Raw genomic sequence first — 14,131 nt, forward strand, 5'->3', positions numbered from 1 at the left:
CGGGAGTATTATGGCTACTCAAAAAATTCGTATTCGCTTAAAATCTTATGATCATCGATTAATCGATAACTCTGCTAAACAGATTGTTGAAACAGCTAAACGTGCTGGCGCACAGGTGAAGGGTCCTATTCCTTTGCCTGTGAAAAAAGAGATTTATACCATACTAATTTCACCGCATGTCAATAAAGATGCTCGTGATCAGTATGAGCTACGCACACATAAACGCATTATGGATATTGTTGATCCTACTGACAAGACAGTTGATGCGTTAATGAAGTTAGATTTGGCAGCTGGAGTTGACGTTAAGATTGAATTGCAGTAAAATCAGCGCCCTTTAGAAGGTAAATTCTAGGCGAAGAGGGTTACCCGCCCTCCTCTCGCCTTTTTATGTTAGTGAGGAATCTATATGACAATGGGCTTAGTGGGTCAAAAAATCGGAATGACCCGAATTTTTCATGAGGATGGAAGTGCTTCGGCAGTTACCGTTATCGAGGTAAAGCCAAATGTGGTTTCACAAATCAAAACGCAAGAAAAAGATGGTTACAGCGCTGTTCAGTTGTCTGTTGGCGAGCGTAAAGCCAATCGCACAACTAAAGCTGTGGCTGGACATTTTGCTAAAGCGAACGTTCAAGTTGGTGTGGTAACTAAAGAGTTTCGTGTTGCTGATGAAGAATTGTCAAGCTATTCAGTTGGCAATACTATTAATGTGGCTCTTTTTGAAGAAGGTCAAAAGGTTGATGTTAGAGGGCGTAGTGTTGGTAAAGGGTTTGCAGGCACAATAAAGCGTCACAATTTCAGAGGCCAAAGACAAACGCATGGTAATTCGTTATCCCATCGTGTTCCGGGTTCAATTGGTCAAAACCAAACACCAGGGCGTGTATTTAAAGGAAAAAAAATGTCTGGGCAGATGGGAAATAAAATGCGTAGTACGCAAAATCTCCAAATTGCTCGAGTAGATAGTGAGCGTAATTTGTTGCTCATAAAAGGTGCTGTCCCTGGCTCTAAGGGTGGCTATGTTGTTATTCGTCCATCAATTAAAGCTTAGGAGGTATTGTATTATGGATATTCAAATAAAAGATACATCCGAAGCGGTTTCAGTTGAGGAAAACGTATTTTCTGCTGCTTATAATGAGGCTTTGGTTCATCAAGTGGTTGTTGCTATTTTGGCAGGTGCTCGTGCTGGAACAAAAGCTCAAAAGACACGTTCAGAGGTTTCTGGCGGGGGTGCTAAACCTTGGCGTCAAAAAGGAACAGGCCGTGCAAGAGCGGGAACTATTCGCTCTCCTATTTGGAGAGGGGGCGGTGTAACATTTGCAGCTAAACCTAGAGATTTTAGTAAAAAAGTTAATCGCAAGATGTATCGTGCAGCAATGCGCAGTATTCTTTCAGAATTGATGCGTCAAGAGCGTTTAATTATTATAGATTCCTTTGGCATAAAAGCTCCAAAGACTAAAGATTTCTTGAAAGTTTCTAAAGAGAAAGATTTTGGTAATGATGTCTTGTTGGTCACAGAATCTATGGAAGATAATGTCTTTTTGGCATCCCGTAATATACCGTTAGTTACAGCGGTAGATGTGAAGGCAGTTGATCCTGTTTTATTGCTACGCCATAAGAAAGTGGTTATGGATAAAGCTGCTATTGAAAAAATTAACGAGTGGTTATCATGAAACAAGAACGTATCTTACAGGTGATTCGAGGACCGCATGTTACCGAGAAGTCTTCGTTAGCAACTGAATCTAAGCAGTTGGTTTTCAAAGTGGATCGACATGCGGGGAAAAATGAAATTAAGGAAGCTGTAGAGGAGCTGTTGGAAGTAAAAGTAACAGCAGTTAATACAGTGTTAGTTAAGGGCAAGTCTAAGCGGTTTGGTGCACGTATTGGGCGTCGTAAAGATTATAAAAAGGCTTATGTTAGCCTTGATAAGGCGACTGACATGGAAGCATTAATGGCTGATCAAGCGTAAGGAGTAGAAATGGCTATAATTAAATCTAAACCTACTTCGGCTGGTCGTCGTTTTGTAGTAAATGTCACTAGACCAGAGTTGCATAAGGGACAGCCTTACGCACCATTATTGGAAAAGCAAACTCGTGGAAGTGGTCGCAATAGTGCTGGGCGTATTACAGTACGGCATCGTGGTGGTGGCCATGCACATAAATATCGTATTATTGATTTCAAACGTCAAAAAGATGGAATTGATGCGGTTGTGGAGCGCTTAGAATATGATCCAAACCGAACTGCTTACATTGCATTGGTTCGTTATAAAGATGGTGAACGCCGGTATATTATCGCGCCTCGCAATATGACAGCTGGTGATGTCATCAAAAACGGAGATGATGCTGGAATTAAACGTGGTAATTGTTTACCTTTGCGCAACATTCCTGTTGGGTCACTTGTGCACTGTGTCGAAATGAAACCAGGTAAAGGTGCACAATTGGCACGAAGTGCTGGCGCTTCTGTGCGTGTTGTTGCGCGTGAGGGTAAGTACGTAACAATCGCATTACGCTCAGGTGAACGGCGTCGTATTTTGGCGGATTGTAGGGCTGTTTTAGGTGAGGTTTCTAATCATGAGCATAGCCTACGTAAATTAGGAAAAGCAGGCGCTACGAGATGGCGTGGGGTTCGTCCTACTGTTCGTGGTGTGGTAATGAACCCAGTGGATCACCCACATGGTGGTGGTGAAGGACGTACTTCTGGTGGTCGTCACCCAGTTAGTCCATGGGGACAGCCTACAAAGGGCAAGAAAACCCGTAAGAATAAGCGCACGGACAAGCTTATCGTGTCACGTCGTCGTAATAAGAGAGGTTAAACCATGGCACGTTCATTAAAAAAAGGTTATTTTATCGATTTGCACTTAGCAAAAAAAGTTGATGATGCAATTGCTAATAAAAGCAAAAAACCCATTAAAACGTGGTCTCGTCGTTCAATGATTATTCCTGATATGATTGGTTTGACTATCGCTGTGCACAATGGCAAGCAGCACGTACCAGTCTTGGTTAGTGAAGATATGATTGGACATAAATTAGGTGAATTTGCGCCGACCCGAAACTATCGTGGTCATGCCGCAGATAAAAAAGGTCGATAGGAGTTAATGATGCAAGCAACAGCAAAACTACGTGCTGCACGCATCTCAGCGCAGAAAGCGCGACTGGTTGCCGACCAAATTCGCGGCAAGCATGTAGATGAAGCAGTGGAAATTTTAACTTTTAGTCCGAAGAAAGCAGCTCCGATGATTCTAAAACTGCTTAACTCGGCTATTCATAATGCACAGGAAAATGAGGGCGCAGACATTGATGAATTGCATGTCGCTGAAATACAAGTAGGTGAAGGCATGACTATGAAGCGTTTTCGTGCACGAGCAAAGGGTCGCGGCACGCGAATCTTAAAGCGTACTAGCAATATTTTTATTCGTGTTGAAGAACGTTAAGAGGAGTAAATAATGGGTCAAAAAATACATCCAATTGGTTTTCGCCTCGGCGTTTCTAAAGACTGGGTATCTAAATGGTATGCAGAGGGCGGTGATTACGCTGATTTTTTAGAAAAAGATTACGAGGTTCGTGAGTATATTCGTAAAAAATTAGCACACGCTTCTGTAAGTAAAATTTTAATTGAACGTCCAAGAAATGGTGCGCAAATTACTATTTTTACTGCTCGTCCTGGTATTGTAATTGGTAAAAAAGGTGAGGACATCGAGGTCTTGAAAAAAGAGGTCTCTAATATTCTTGGAGTTCCTACATCTATCAATATTGAAGAAATTCGTCGCCCTGAACTAGATGCTTTTTTGGTTGCTGATAATATTGCAAAACAGTTAGAGCGTCGCGTAATGTTTCGGCGTGCAATGAAGCGTGCGGTTACTTCAACTATGCGCTTAGGTGCTTCTGGTATAAAGGTTGCTATTTCTGGTCGCTTAAACGGTGCAGAAATTGCAAGAACAGAATGGTATCGTGAAGGTCGTGTGCCCTTACATACTCTTCGTGCAGATATTGATTATGGCTTTGCAGAGGCTCATACAACCTATGGCGTTATCGGCGTAAAGGTTTGGGTGTTTGTGGGTGAAAAATTAGAAGGCCTTGAGCTAGATAAGTCTTCTCATGATTTGCCTGATGATAAGCGTAATCGTCGCAAACCTCGCGTACGTCGCAAAGATTAAGGTGATATTATGTTACAACCAAAAAGAACAAAATTCAGAAAACAGCATAAGGGTCGCAACCGTGGTTTGGCACAGTCGGGCAATACTGTCAGTTTTGGAGAGTTTGGTCTGAAAGCCACTACACGTGGACGAATTACTGCTCGGCAAATTGAAGCAGCACGTCGTGCTATTAATCGTCACATTAAGCGTGGTGGTAAAGTTTGGATTAGAATTTTTCCAGATGTGCCAGTAACTAAAAAACCATTAGAAACTCGTATGGGTAAAGGCAAAGGTAATGTTGAGTATTGGGTTGCAAAAGTTCAGCCTGGTACGGTGCTTTATGAGATGGATGGCGTTAATGAAGAATTAGCGCGCGAAGCTTTTCGTTTAGCTGCTGCAAAGTTACCTGTACAAACCGTATTTGAAACACGGAAGGTGATGTGATGAGTCTTAAAGAATTACAGGATAAGGATGTTGATGGTTTGCGTGAAGAGTTGATCTCTTTGCGCCAAGCTCAGTTAAAATTGAAGATGCAAAAAGCAAGCGGACAACTTGAGCAAACGCATCAAATTCGTCAGGTTCGTCGTGGCATCGCTAGAGTCAAGACTTTGCTGATGCAAAAAAATGTGAAGGTATAAAGTATGAGTGAAAAACAAACCATTCAACGTAGTTTGCAAGGGTTGGTTGTAAGTAATAAGGGCGATAAAACAATCACGGTTTCGGTATCGCGTCATGAAAAGCACCCAATCTATGGTAAGTATATTAAACGTACATTTAAATGTCATGCTCATGACGAAAATAATGAATGTAATGTAGGTGATACAGTACGAATTAATCAAAGTCGTCCAATCTCTAAAACCAAAACATGGCGTTTAGTAGAGATTGTTGAGCGTGCGAAAGGCTAAGGAGAACTAAATGATTCAAATGCAATCCCGCCTTGCTGTTGCTGATAATAGTGGCGCACGTGAGGTTCAATGTATAAAGGTATTAGGCGGTTCTCATCGTCGCTATGCAGGTATTGGTGATGTTATTAAGGTATCAGTCAAAGAAGCTATGCCGAGAGGACGTGTCAAAAAAGGTGATGTGTATAATGCTTTAATCGTGCGTACTAGAAAAGGAGTTCGTCGACGTGATGGCTCTCTATTGCGTTTTGATAGCAACGCTGCTGTACTTTTAAATGCAAAATTAGAGCCAATTGGTACACGTGTATTTGGGCCTATTGCACGTGAGTTGCGTGGTGAGAAATTTATGAAAATTATCTCATTAGCGCCTGAAGTGCTTTAAGGAGTAAAAAATGAAACGTATTCAAAAAGGTGACGAAGTAATCGTTATCACTGGTAAGGCTGAGAATAAAGGTCAGCGCGGCGTCGTATTAAAGGTTTTAAATGATAAGGTTATTGTTGAAGGCTTAAATATGGTTGCTAAACATGTCAAGCCTAATCCTCAGTTGGGAGTTGAAGGGGGAATTCAGCGTAAAGAAGCTCCCATTCATATTTCTAATGTCATGCTTTATAATGCGGCGTCTGGTAAAGGCGATCGGGTCGGATTCAAGATTGAAGACGGTAAAAGGTTTCGCATATTTAAGTCTGACGGCAAACGGATAGACTGAGGTATTAATCATGGCTAGATTACAAAAACAATATCGTGAAGAATTGGCGCCAGCGTTAAAAGAAAAGCTTGGATTGTCTAATGTGATGGAAGTTCCTAAATTGGAAAAAATCACTATTAACATGGGCGTAGGTGAAGCGATTAATGATAAAAAAATCATGGATAATGCTGTACGTGATTTAACGTTAATTAGTGGTCAAAAACCGTTGATTACAAAGTCTAAAAAATCTATTGCAGGTTTTAAGATTCGTGATGGTTGGCCCATTGGTTGCAAAGTGACGCTTCGCAGTGCACAGATGTACGAATTTTTAGATCGTTTGATTAATATCTCGTTGCCACGCACACGTGATTTTCGTGGGTTAAATCCAAAATCTTTTGATGGAAGAGGGAATTACACTTTTGGTGTGAGAGAGCAAATTATTTTCCCTGAAATTGATTTTGAAAAAACTGATGCTATACGTGGTATGGATATTACATTCACAACTACTGCTCGTGATGATGAAGGTGCTAAAGCATTACTTGAAGCATTCGGTTTTCCATTTAGAGGATAAGGGAAGTTTATGGCAAAAGTATCAATGATAGAACGTGAAAGTAAGCGACTTAAATTAGTTCAAAAGTATGCTGAAAAACGTCATGAATTAAAAGAAATTATACGTAAGGTTGATCAATACTCTGAAGAAGAACGTATGCAAGCACAAGAAAAATTGCAAAAGCTTCCTAGAGATTCTTCACCAGTTCGAGTTCAACGTCGCTGCCGTATCACAGGCCGTCCACATGCAGTTTACCGTAAATTTGGTTTGTCACGAAATAAATTGCGTGAGCTTGTTATGCGTGGTGAGGTTCCTGGTGTACGTAAAGCCAGTTGGTGATTTTATTTTTAAGTGTTTGGCTAAAATTTAGTCTGATATTTAAGTTCCAGGATCGTGGGAAAACCCATAGATCTGATACTGAAAGGAGTAATTATGTTATCTGATCCAGTTGCAGATATGCTTACGCGTATCCGTAATGCTCAAGCTATAGGAAGATCACTAGTGGTGATGCCTTCCTCCAAGCAGAAGCTTGCGATTGCTGAAGTTTTAAAAGAAGAAGGTTATATTTTATCCTATGAGACAAAAGACGAGCAAAAGCCCGAGTTGACTATTCATCTAAAATATTATCAAGGCAAGCCTGTTATTGAGATGATTAGACGTATCTCTAGACCAGGATTGCGCATCTTTAAAAATAAAGATGAGTTACCTAGAGTTCAAGGTGGATTGGGGATTGCTATTGTTTCGACCTCAAATGGCGTAATGAGTGATCAAAAGGCACGTCAAAAAGGTATTGGCGGCGAAATTATTTGTTACGTTGCTTAAGGAGGAGTTATGTCACGTATAGGTAAGGCCCCGGTAGCAATTCCAAGTGAAGTGAATGTTACGATTGATGGGCAAAAGGTTATTGCAAAAGGTTCAAAGGGTGAATTGAATCTTGTCTTGCATCCCTATGTTGAAGCTGTTCAAGAAGAAGGTTTAGTAAAGTTAAGGCCTGTAAAAGAAACATCTGATCATTGGGCTATGTGTGGGACAATGCGTTCATTAGTCAATAATATGATTCTTGGTGTAAACCAAGGTTATGAAAAAAAATTGCAGTTAATTGGTGTTGGATATCGTGCACAAGCTCAGGGTCAAACACTTAATTTATCTTTAGGATTTTCTCATCCAGTTGTATTTAATGTGCCTGCTGGAATTACTGTAGAAACACCAACTCAGACTGAAATCTTAGTCAAAGGAACTGATAAGCAGCAGATTGGTGAAGTTGCAGCGAAAATTCGTGCTTATCGCCCCCCAGAGCCTTACAAAGGTAAGGGTGTGCGTTATGCTAATGAGCGCGTGATTATGAAAGAAGCTAAGAAGAAGTAAGTAGGTGAGATTATGAATCAAAAGAAAGTAAATCGTATCCGCCGTGGGAAAAGAACGCGCGCAAAAATTCGCGAAAATGGGAAAAATAAGCTTAGTTATTAATAAAACTTACCAACATATGTATGCCCAAATCATTGACGAAAGTGGTGATAAAGTATTAGCAAGTGCTTCTACTTTAGAATCATCTGTCCGTGAAGGTTTAAAATTTACTGGGAATATTGAGGCAGCTGCTAAAGTAGGTACTGCAATTGCTGAAAAAGCAAAATCTTTAGGAATTGAGGAAATTGCGTTTGATCGTAATGGCTTTCGTTATCATGGTCGTGTAAAGGCTTTGGCGGATTCTGCCCGCGAAGCTGGTTTGAAATTTTAAGAGGTTGTTATGGTTCAACAAAATGATCGTCAACAAGATAGTGAGTTTATTGAAAAACTTGTCACAGTAAATCGGGTTACTAAGGTAGTAAAAGGTGGTCGCCAGTTTACATTTACAGCTTTAACAGTTGTTGGTGATGGCAATGGGCGTATTGGTTTTGGTTATGGGAAAGCTAAAGAAGTTCCCATTGCTATCCAAAAAGCCATGGATCAAGCAAAGAAAAGTTTGGTTAAAATTACTTTGACAAATGATACTTTGCAACATCCTGTTATTGGAACACATGGTGCGGCTAAAGTTTTTATGCAGCCGGCATCTGATGGTACTGGTGTAATTGCAGGTGGTGCAATGCGTGCTGTATTTGAGGCACTTGGTGTGAAAGATGTTTTGGCAAAATGTCAAGGAACTCGCAACCCAGGAAATGTAGTGCGAGCAACAATCAATGGGCTTTTAAAAATGAATACGCCTCAGTATGTTGCAGCGAAACGTGGTAAATCTGTGGAAGAGGTGCTCGAAAATGTCCAGTAAACTTAAAGTTACATTGATAAAAAGTCCTGCTGGGCGATTAGAAAACCATAAACTATGTGTGAGGGGTTTAGGTTTGCGCCGTATGCATCATTCGCGTATTGTAGAAAATACACCAGAAAATCGCGGTATGATTAACAAAGTATCGTATCTTTTGAAAGTTGAAGAGGTGTCCTAATGCGTTTAAATGAATTATCACCTGCTGAAGGTTCACGTCAATCACCAAAAAGACTAGGACGTGGTATTGGTTCGGGTCTAGGTAAGACAAGTGGTAAAGGCCATAAGGGTCAAAAGGCACGCTCTGGCGGGTACCACAAAGTAGGTTTTGAGGGTGGTCAAATGCCTTTGCAGCGTCGCTTACCTAAACGTGGTTTTAAAAGTCGCACTAAAGGAAATATTGCACAAGTTAGAACAAGTGAACTCAATCAATTGGCAGGTGAGTCTGTAATTGATTTGGCTTTACTTAAAACCCATAGCTTAGTACCAGTTCATGCCTTAGGTGCAAAAGTATTTTTAAGTGGTAAAGTTGAAAATGCCTTAACTCTAAAAGGAATCAATGTTTCTAAAGGAGCTAAGGAAGCCATTGAAGGTGCTGGCGGTTCAATATCTGAGTAATATAAGGGTTATTTTAATATGGCAAAACCTGCAATCAATCCTTATAAGGAACTAACTTCGCGCTTATGGTATTTGGTTTTTGCATTGATTATTTATAGAGTTGGTGCACATATTCCAGTGCCTGGTGTGGATTTAGCAAGAATTAGAGAATTATTCGAAAGTGGAGAAGGATCTATTTTTCAGCTTTTTAATATGTTCTCAGGAGGAGCTTTAAGTAATGCTTCTTTGTTGGCTTTAGGTGTTGCGCCTTATATTTCTGCGTCTATTGTGATGCAGTTAATGTCGCATATGTATCCTCCTTTAAAAGAATTGCGCCAACAAGGTAGCAGTGGGCAGAAAAAGATTAGCCAATATACGCGTTATTTTACTTTGCTGCTTGCACTTATTCAGGGATTTGCCATATCAAGGACTGTCGAAGCACAGGGGATGACTTTAATTTCAGGACCAGCATTCTTAGTGACAGCTACTATTGGTCTCGCCTCTGGTGCATTGTTTATGATGTGGTTGGGTGAACAGATCACTGAGCGTGGGATTGGAAATGGTATTTCCATGCTGATCTTTGCAGGAATTGCAGTAAATATGCCTGCAGGTATTGCAAACTTGATTGAACAGGCAAAAGTTGGTGATATTAGTTTTGGCCGATTTTTTATGACTCTTGCTATAATTATCGGTTTATTTGCTTTGATTGTGACAGTTGAACGTGCGCAAAGACAAATAAAAATTCATTATGCTAAAAGACATGGTATGCAGCAAGGGATTGGTGAGCGCTCACATTTGCCATTAAAAATTAATATGGCGGGTGTTATTCCAGCAATTTTTGCTTCTGCAATCATTACATTGTTAGTTTCTGCGTTGTCGTTAGGAAATAACTTAAGTGGTTCTGTTGGTAGATATATTTCTGATATTGCTGCTGGTTTTGCACAAGGCAGTTGGTTGTATATTGCTACATTTTCATTGCTGATTATTCTGTTCTCTTTTTTCTATACAGCTATGATGTTTGAAAATAGAGAATTGGCAGATAACTTGAAAAAATCAAATGCTTTTATTCAAGGACATAGACCAGGGAAACAAACAGCACAGTATTTGGATATGGTACAAGAATGCTTAACTTTGGTAGGTGCTTTTTATGTAGCATTTGTTTGTGTTCTCCCATCTATCATGAATATAGGCTCAGCATCCTCTCATGTATTATTTTTGTTTGGTGGAACTTCTTTATTAATTGCTGTGGTCGTTGCAATGGATTTTGTCTCACAAGTGCAGTCTCATTTGATGTCAAAAAATATGACTCACTTATGAAAAAAGCAAATATTTCTGGTTTTGGCGGACAATACCACCGTTGATTATTTCAAGAAGTATAAAAAGTTAGCACATCTGTAAAAAATGTGCAGCAAACTCTAAGTTATCCCTTATTGTGGTATGCTTGTTTTTGCAGTGGCATATGTCACAAACAACGTCTTGTAGGCGTTGACAGTAAGTTGATTTATCTATAGAATTTCGAACCTTTATTTTTAGGAGTATTTATGGCTCGTATTGCTGGTATTAATGTACCTACGAATAAACATGTCGTGGTTGCGTTAACCTCAATTTATGGTATTGGTTCTGCTCGTGCTCGTGACATTGTTGCAGCAGCAAACGTAGAACCCGATAAAAAAGTTCGTGACCTAAGTGATGCAGAAGTTGAAGCTTTGCGTCAGGTAGTAGGCGAGTATCAGGTAGAAGGCGATTTACGTCGAAAAGTTTCGATGGACATCAAACGTTTGATGGATTTGGGTTGTTATCGTGGATTACGCCATCGTCGCTCTTTGCCAGTTCGTGGTCAACGCACTAAAACTAATGCGCGCACCCGTAAAGGTCCGCGTCGTCCAATTAAACGTTAATTAAGAGAGTAAGTTATGGCTAAGGCTGCTGGTAAACAAAAAAATGTTAAAAAGAAAGCAAAGCGTGTAGTGGTGGACGCCGTTGCGCACGTCCACGCATCATTTAATAACACAATCGTGACCATTACTGATGGTCAGGGTAACACGCTTTCATGGGCAACTGCCGGTGGGTCTGGTTTTCGCGGTTCAAGAAAAAGTACTCCGTTCGCTGCACAGGTGGCAGCAGAACGTGCAGGGAATGCAGCCAAAGAATATGGTGTGCAAAACCTTGACGTGAATATCAAAGGACCTGGTCCAGGACGTGAGTCTGCTGTACGTGCTTTGAATGCAAATGGTTTTAACATTCATAGTATTACAGATGTAACTCCTGTGCCACACAATGGTTGTCGTCCACCTAAAAAGCGTCGCGTATAATTATTCGGAGTAGAGAATGGCTAGATATATTGGACCTAAGTGTCGCTTAAGTCGTCGTGAAGGGGTAGACCTTGAATTAAAATCAGGGGTGCGCCCATTAGAATCAAAATGCAATTTAAATGCAGCACCTGGTCAGCATGGTGCGCGTCGAGGTCGTTTATCAGACTACGGCGGTCAGCTGCGTGAAAAACAAAAGTTAAAGCGTATTTATGGCGTATTAGAGCGTCAGTTTCGCAACTATTATAAAAAAGCGGCTTCTCAAAAAGGTTCTACAGGTGAAAATTTGTTGAAGTTGTTAGAGCAACGTTTAGATAATGTGGTTTATCGTATGGGCTATGGTGCAACACGTGCAGAAGCGCGACAGTTGGTTTCTCATGGTGCGATTGAGGTAAATGGTCAGCGTGTAAATATTGCTTCTTATCAGGTGAAAGCTGAGGACGTTGTTGCTGTTCGTGAAAAATCTCGTAAGCAATTGCGTATTCAAAGTGCGCTAGAAATTGCTTCTCAACGTGGATTTGTTGAGTGGGTTGAAGTAGATACAAGTAAGATGACAGGTCAGTTTAAACGTGTTCCTGAGCGAATTGATTTATCAGCTGATATTAACGAGTCACTTGTTGTTGAGCTTTACTCGAAATAACGTCAGTCTTGAATTTATTTATTTATAGAGGGCGTTTAAAATGGCTTTATCAGAACTTTTAACACCGCGTATTGTGCAAATAAAGGAACTTGCTCCTAACACGTCGCGTGTGACTTTGGAACCTCTTGAGCGTGGATTTGGTTATACATTAGGAACAGCGCTACGTCGTGTCTTGCTGTCTTCATTAGAAGGTGCAGCGGTAATTGAATGTGAGATTGATGGTGTTGACCATGAATACTCTGCGATTGAAGGCGTTCGTGAAGACGTGGTGGACGTAATGTTAAATCTTAAAGGGCTTTCTTTAATCATTCATGAAGGTGAGCGTGCTGAAATGCATTTATCTGCTAATAAAGCAGGTGAAGTTAAGGCAGGTGATTTTAATGCACCTTCTAATATTGAGATTGCTAATCCTGAGCATATTATTGCGCACTTAACACAGGATGTAAGTTTTCGCATGCGTGTCGTTGTGGAGAAAAATCGTGGTTATCGAGTAGTTAATGCTGAGACTGTAGAGTCTGTTTCTCCGGGTGTATTGAGATTGGATGCTTCTTTCTCACCAATTAAGCGTATTGCCTATCGCGTTGAGTCGGCTCGTGTTGAACAGCGTACAGACTTAGATAAGTTGATTATCGATATTGAGTCTAACGGTACAATTAGTCCTGAGCAAGCAATCCGCCAAGCGGCAACTATTTTGCATCAACAAATTTCTGTTTTTGTTAATCTTGAGTCAACTGATGAAGAGTATGAGCAAGAAGAGGTAGTTGAGGTTGACCCAGTATTGTTACGTCCGGTGGATGATTTGGAACTAACAGTTAGAAGCGCAAACTGTTTGAAAGCTGAAAATATTAATAACATTGGTGATTTAGTACGTCGTAGTGAGATGGAGTTGCTGAAAACTCCGAATTTAGGTAAAAAATCTCTCAATGAAATTAAGGAAGTTTTAGCTTCTCATGGTTTAGAACTGGGTATGGATATTGATAACTGGCCACAAAATTAAGCAATTTGTAGCTGAGAAAAATTTAGGAGTATTAAAATGAGACATAAACTTGCCGGTCGTAAATTTAACCGGACTAGCGCTCATCGTAAGGCGATGTTTCAGAATATGTCGGTTTCTTTAATTGAACATGAGCTGATTAAAACAACTTTGCCTAAGGCAAAGGATTTACGTCGCGTGATTGAGCCAATGATTACGCATGCTAAAAATCATGACGATGTTGCTGGTCGTCGTATTGCCTTTTCGCGTTTGCGTGACCGTGCTGCGGTGCAGAAGTTGTTTGCTGAGCTTGCACCACGTTATAAAGAGCGTCCTGGTGGCTATGTTCGGATTTTGAAATGCGGATTCCGCCCTGGTGACCAAGCCCCTATGGCATATGTTGAATTGGTTGACCGTCCGTTGCCAGAGGAAACAGATAGTGAGGCATAAGCAGATGTTTTAATACATTTGGTGTAATTCTAAATATAAAAGGCTAACTTTTTGACAAAGTTAGCCTTTTTATTATGATGGGTTTTTAAAGCTTTTTATTATTTTATGTAGATGCTGATTCTTTAGAGGCGCGCAGGTAGGTAGTGTTTATCGTGTTCATTTAATACATAAATATCGCCGACGTTGATGGGATAGATATTGCCTTGCATATCTTCAACTTCACCACTGCCTGCAATGCAATAACAGGCTTCTAAGTGGTTTTTATACTCTAGCAGGGACTCAGTCGCGCGATAGACGAACTATGGCACACGGTAAATCCCATACCATCGGCTTGGGTGAGTAAGCGATGGCTGGTGTCATTCCCCCAGTTCACAAAGTATTCGCTATAGTCGAAGAATTGAAAAAGTATTACGGCGTTGGCTCGCCTTGCCGTACTATCTGTACTGTCTGCGGCTCGCCGCCTTGTACTACTTTTTCACTTCTCCGACTATATTTTCCACGTCTTTTAAACTGCGTACAAACATGTTCACTCTTATAATTCAATGTTATCTATAATATTAACCTCGGGTTAATATCAGTAAACATTAATATAATCTTGTCTGTTGCGCAATGCAGTGGCGAGAAATTATCAATGATGCCACCAG

At 40.5% G+C, this 14,131-nt stretch carries 25 protein-coding genes and 3 pseudogenes; 27 read left to right on the plus strand and 1 reads right to left on the minus strand.

Features of this window, described 5'->3' with window-relative positions; translation table 11 throughout:
• Nucleotides 1-10 precede the first annotated feature (10 nt).
• From rpsJ to rplQ, 27 genes and pseudogenes are all read left to right on the plus strand, one after another.
• Complete coding sequence (gene rpsJ / locus A5N84_RS00125; protein ID WP_072280883.1) at nucleotides 11-322, plus strand: 30S ribosomal protein S10; 312 nt, start codon at nucleotides 11-13, stop codon at nucleotides 320-322.
• 84 nt (nucleotides 323-406) lie between these two features.
• Nucleotides 407-1,045, plus strand: a complete 639-nt coding sequence (gene rplC, locus A5N84_RS00130; RefSeq protein ID WP_072280798.1) for a 50S ribosomal protein L3 — start codon at nucleotides 407-409, stop codon at nucleotides 1,043-1,045.
• A 13-nt stretch (nucleotides 1,046-1,058) separates the two neighbouring features.
• Nucleotides 1,059-1,667: a 50S ribosomal protein L4 gene (rplD, locus tag A5N84_RS00135; protein ID WP_072280799.1), complete on the plus strand. Its 609-nt coding sequence runs from the start codon at nucleotides 1,059-1,061 to the stop codon at nucleotides 1,665-1,667.
• Nucleotides 1,664-1,963 (plus strand): 50S ribosomal protein L23, encoded by a 300-nt coding sequence (gene rplW / locus A5N84_RS00140; RefSeq protein ID WP_143324756.1) that lies wholly within the window; start codon nucleotides 1,664-1,666, stop codon nucleotides 1,961-1,963. The genes rplD and rplW overlap by 4 nt, the downstream gene beginning before the upstream one ends.
• A 9-nt stretch (nucleotides 1,964-1,972) precedes the next feature.
• Nucleotides 1,973-2,806: a 50S ribosomal protein L2 gene (gene rplB / locus A5N84_RS00145; protein WP_072280800.1), complete on the plus strand. Its 834-nt coding sequence runs from the start codon at nucleotides 1,973-1,975 to the stop codon at nucleotides 2,804-2,806.
• 3 nt (nucleotides 2,807-2,809) lie between these two features.
• The gene (rpsS, locus tag A5N84_RS00150; RefSeq protein ID WP_072280801.1) at nucleotides 2,810-3,082 is read left to right on the plus strand and encodes a 30S ribosomal protein S19; all 273 of its coding nucleotides are present in this window, start codon (nucleotides 2,810-2,812) and stop codon (nucleotides 3,080-3,082) included.
• Between the two features lie 9 nt (nucleotides 3,083-3,091).
• On the plus strand, nucleotides 3,092-3,424 hold the full coding sequence (rplV, locus tag A5N84_RS00155; protein WP_072280802.1) for a 50S ribosomal protein L22: 333 nt from the start codon (nucleotides 3,092-3,094) through the stop codon (nucleotides 3,422-3,424).
• Between the two features lie 12 nt (nucleotides 3,425-3,436).
• Nucleotides 3,437-4,147, plus strand: a complete 711-nt coding sequence (rpsC, locus tag A5N84_RS00160) for a 30S ribosomal protein S3 (protein ID WP_072280803.1) — start codon at nucleotides 3,437-3,439, stop codon at nucleotides 4,145-4,147.
• Nucleotides 4,148-4,156: 9 nt separating this feature from the next.
• Nucleotides 4,157-4,570: a 50S ribosomal protein L16 gene (gene rplP, locus A5N84_RS00165; protein WP_072280804.1), complete on the plus strand. Its 414-nt coding sequence runs from the start codon at nucleotides 4,157-4,159 to the stop codon at nucleotides 4,568-4,570.
• Complete coding sequence (rpmC, locus tag A5N84_RS00170) at nucleotides 4,570-4,764, plus strand: 50S ribosomal protein L29 (protein WP_072280805.1); 195 nt, start codon at nucleotides 4,570-4,572, stop codon at nucleotides 4,762-4,764. The genes rplP and rpmC overlap by 1 nt, the downstream gene beginning before the upstream one ends.
• Before the next feature lie 3 nt (nucleotides 4,765-4,767).
• Nucleotides 4,768-5,031: a 30S ribosomal protein S17 gene (rpsQ, locus tag A5N84_RS00175; RefSeq protein ID WP_072280806.1), complete on the plus strand. Its 264-nt coding sequence runs from the start codon at nucleotides 4,768-4,770 to the stop codon at nucleotides 5,029-5,031.
• Between the two features lie 10 nt (nucleotides 5,032-5,041).
• Nucleotides 5,042-5,410 carry a 50S ribosomal protein L14 gene (rplN, locus tag A5N84_RS00180; RefSeq protein WP_072280807.1) on the plus strand — a complete coding sequence of 123 codons (369 nt, stop codon included), beginning with the start codon at nucleotides 5,042-5,044 and terminating at the stop codon, nucleotides 5,408-5,410.
• A 10-nt stretch (nucleotides 5,411-5,420) separates the two neighbouring features.
• Nucleotides 5,421-5,735 (plus strand): 50S ribosomal protein L24, encoded by a 315-nt coding sequence (gene rplX / locus A5N84_RS00185; RefSeq protein ID WP_072280808.1) that lies wholly within the window; start codon nucleotides 5,421-5,423, stop codon nucleotides 5,733-5,735.
• Between the two features lie 10 nt (nucleotides 5,736-5,745).
• Entirely contained in the window at nucleotides 5,746-6,285 is a 540-nt protein-coding gene (gene rplE / locus A5N84_RS00190) for a 50S ribosomal protein L5 (RefSeq protein ID WP_072280809.1), read from the plus strand.
• Between the two features lie 9 nt (nucleotides 6,286-6,294).
• Nucleotides 6,295-6,603: a 30S ribosomal protein S14 gene (gene rpsN, locus A5N84_RS00195; protein WP_072280810.1), complete on the plus strand. Its 309-nt coding sequence runs from the start codon at nucleotides 6,295-6,297 to the stop codon at nucleotides 6,601-6,603.
• A gap of 93 nt (nucleotides 6,604-6,696) precedes the next feature.
• The gene (rpsH, locus tag A5N84_RS00200; RefSeq protein ID WP_408633823.1) at nucleotides 6,697-7,086 is read left to right on the plus strand and encodes a 30S ribosomal protein S8; all 390 of its coding nucleotides are present in this window, start codon (nucleotides 6,697-6,699) and stop codon (nucleotides 7,084-7,086) included.
• A 9-nt stretch (nucleotides 7,087-7,095) separates the two neighbouring features.
• A complete protein-coding gene (gene rplF, locus A5N84_RS00205) occupies nucleotides 7,096-7,629 on the plus strand; it encodes a 50S ribosomal protein L6 (protein WP_072280811.1) in 534 nt (177 codons plus the stop codon).
• Between the two features lie 12 nt (nucleotides 7,630-7,641).
• Nucleotides 7,642-7,999, plus strand: a pseudogene (gene rplR / locus A5N84_RS00210) (50S ribosomal protein L18).
• 9 nt (nucleotides 8,000-8,008) lie between these two features.
• On the plus strand, nucleotides 8,009-8,524 hold the full coding sequence (gene rpsE, locus A5N84_RS00215) for a 30S ribosomal protein S5 (protein ID WP_072280812.1): 516 nt from the start codon (nucleotides 8,009-8,011) through the stop codon (nucleotides 8,522-8,524).
• A complete protein-coding gene (gene rpmD / locus A5N84_RS00220; RefSeq protein ID WP_233119768.1) occupies nucleotides 8,514-8,699 on the plus strand; it encodes a 50S ribosomal protein L30 in 186 nt (61 codons plus the stop codon). The genes rpsE and rpmD overlap by 11 nt, the downstream gene beginning before the upstream one ends.
• Nucleotides 8,699-9,136: a 50S ribosomal protein L15 gene (gene rplO / locus A5N84_RS00225; protein ID WP_072280813.1), complete on the plus strand. Its 438-nt coding sequence runs from the start codon at nucleotides 8,699-8,701 to the stop codon at nucleotides 9,134-9,136. Before rpmD ends, rplO begins: the two co-directional genes overlap by 1 nt.
• A gap of 18 nt (nucleotides 9,137-9,154) precedes the next feature.
• Nucleotides 9,155-10,476, plus strand: a pseudogene (secY, locus tag A5N84_RS00230) (preprotein translocase subunit SecY).
• 180 nt (nucleotides 10,477-10,656) lie between these two features.
• Entirely contained in the window at nucleotides 10,657-11,013 is a 357-nt protein-coding gene (gene rpsM / locus A5N84_RS00235; RefSeq protein WP_072280814.1) for a 30S ribosomal protein S13, read from the plus strand.
• A 15-nt stretch (nucleotides 11,014-11,028) separates the two neighbouring features.
• Nucleotides 11,029-11,427: a 30S ribosomal protein S11 gene (gene rpsK / locus A5N84_RS00240; protein WP_072280815.1), complete on the plus strand. Its 399-nt coding sequence runs from the start codon at nucleotides 11,029-11,031 to the stop codon at nucleotides 11,425-11,427.
• Between the two features lie 16 nt (nucleotides 11,428-11,443).
• Nucleotides 11,444-12,064, plus strand: coding sequence for a 30S ribosomal protein S4 (rpsD, locus tag A5N84_RS00245; protein ID WP_072280816.1), 621 nt, complete (start codon nucleotides 11,444-11,446; stop codon nucleotides 12,062-12,064).
• A 40-nt stretch (nucleotides 12,065-12,104) separates the two neighbouring features.
• Nucleotides 12,105-13,061, plus strand: coding sequence for a DNA-directed RNA polymerase subunit alpha (locus tag A5N84_RS00250; protein WP_072280817.1), 957 nt, complete (start codon nucleotides 12,105-12,107; stop codon nucleotides 13,059-13,061).
• A gap of 36 nt (nucleotides 13,062-13,097) precedes the next feature.
• On the plus strand, nucleotides 13,098-13,487 hold the full coding sequence (rplQ, locus tag A5N84_RS00255; RefSeq protein ID WP_072280818.1) for a 50S ribosomal protein L17: 390 nt from the start codon (nucleotides 13,098-13,100) through the stop codon (nucleotides 13,485-13,487).
• 137 nt (nucleotides 13,488-13,624) lie between these two features.
• Here the strand turns inward: rplQ and A5N84_RS13130 are convergent.
• Nucleotides 13,625-13,896, minus strand: a pseudogene (locus A5N84_RS13130) (ectoine synthase); the annotation flags it as partial.
• Between the last annotated feature and the right edge of the window lie 235 nt (nucleotides 13,897-14,131).

The organism is Rappaport israeli (genome assembly GCF_001888055.1).
Taxonomy (GTDB): domain Bacteria; phylum Pseudomonadota; class Gammaproteobacteria; order Cardiobacteriales; family Cardiobacteriaceae; genus Rappaport; species Rappaport israeli.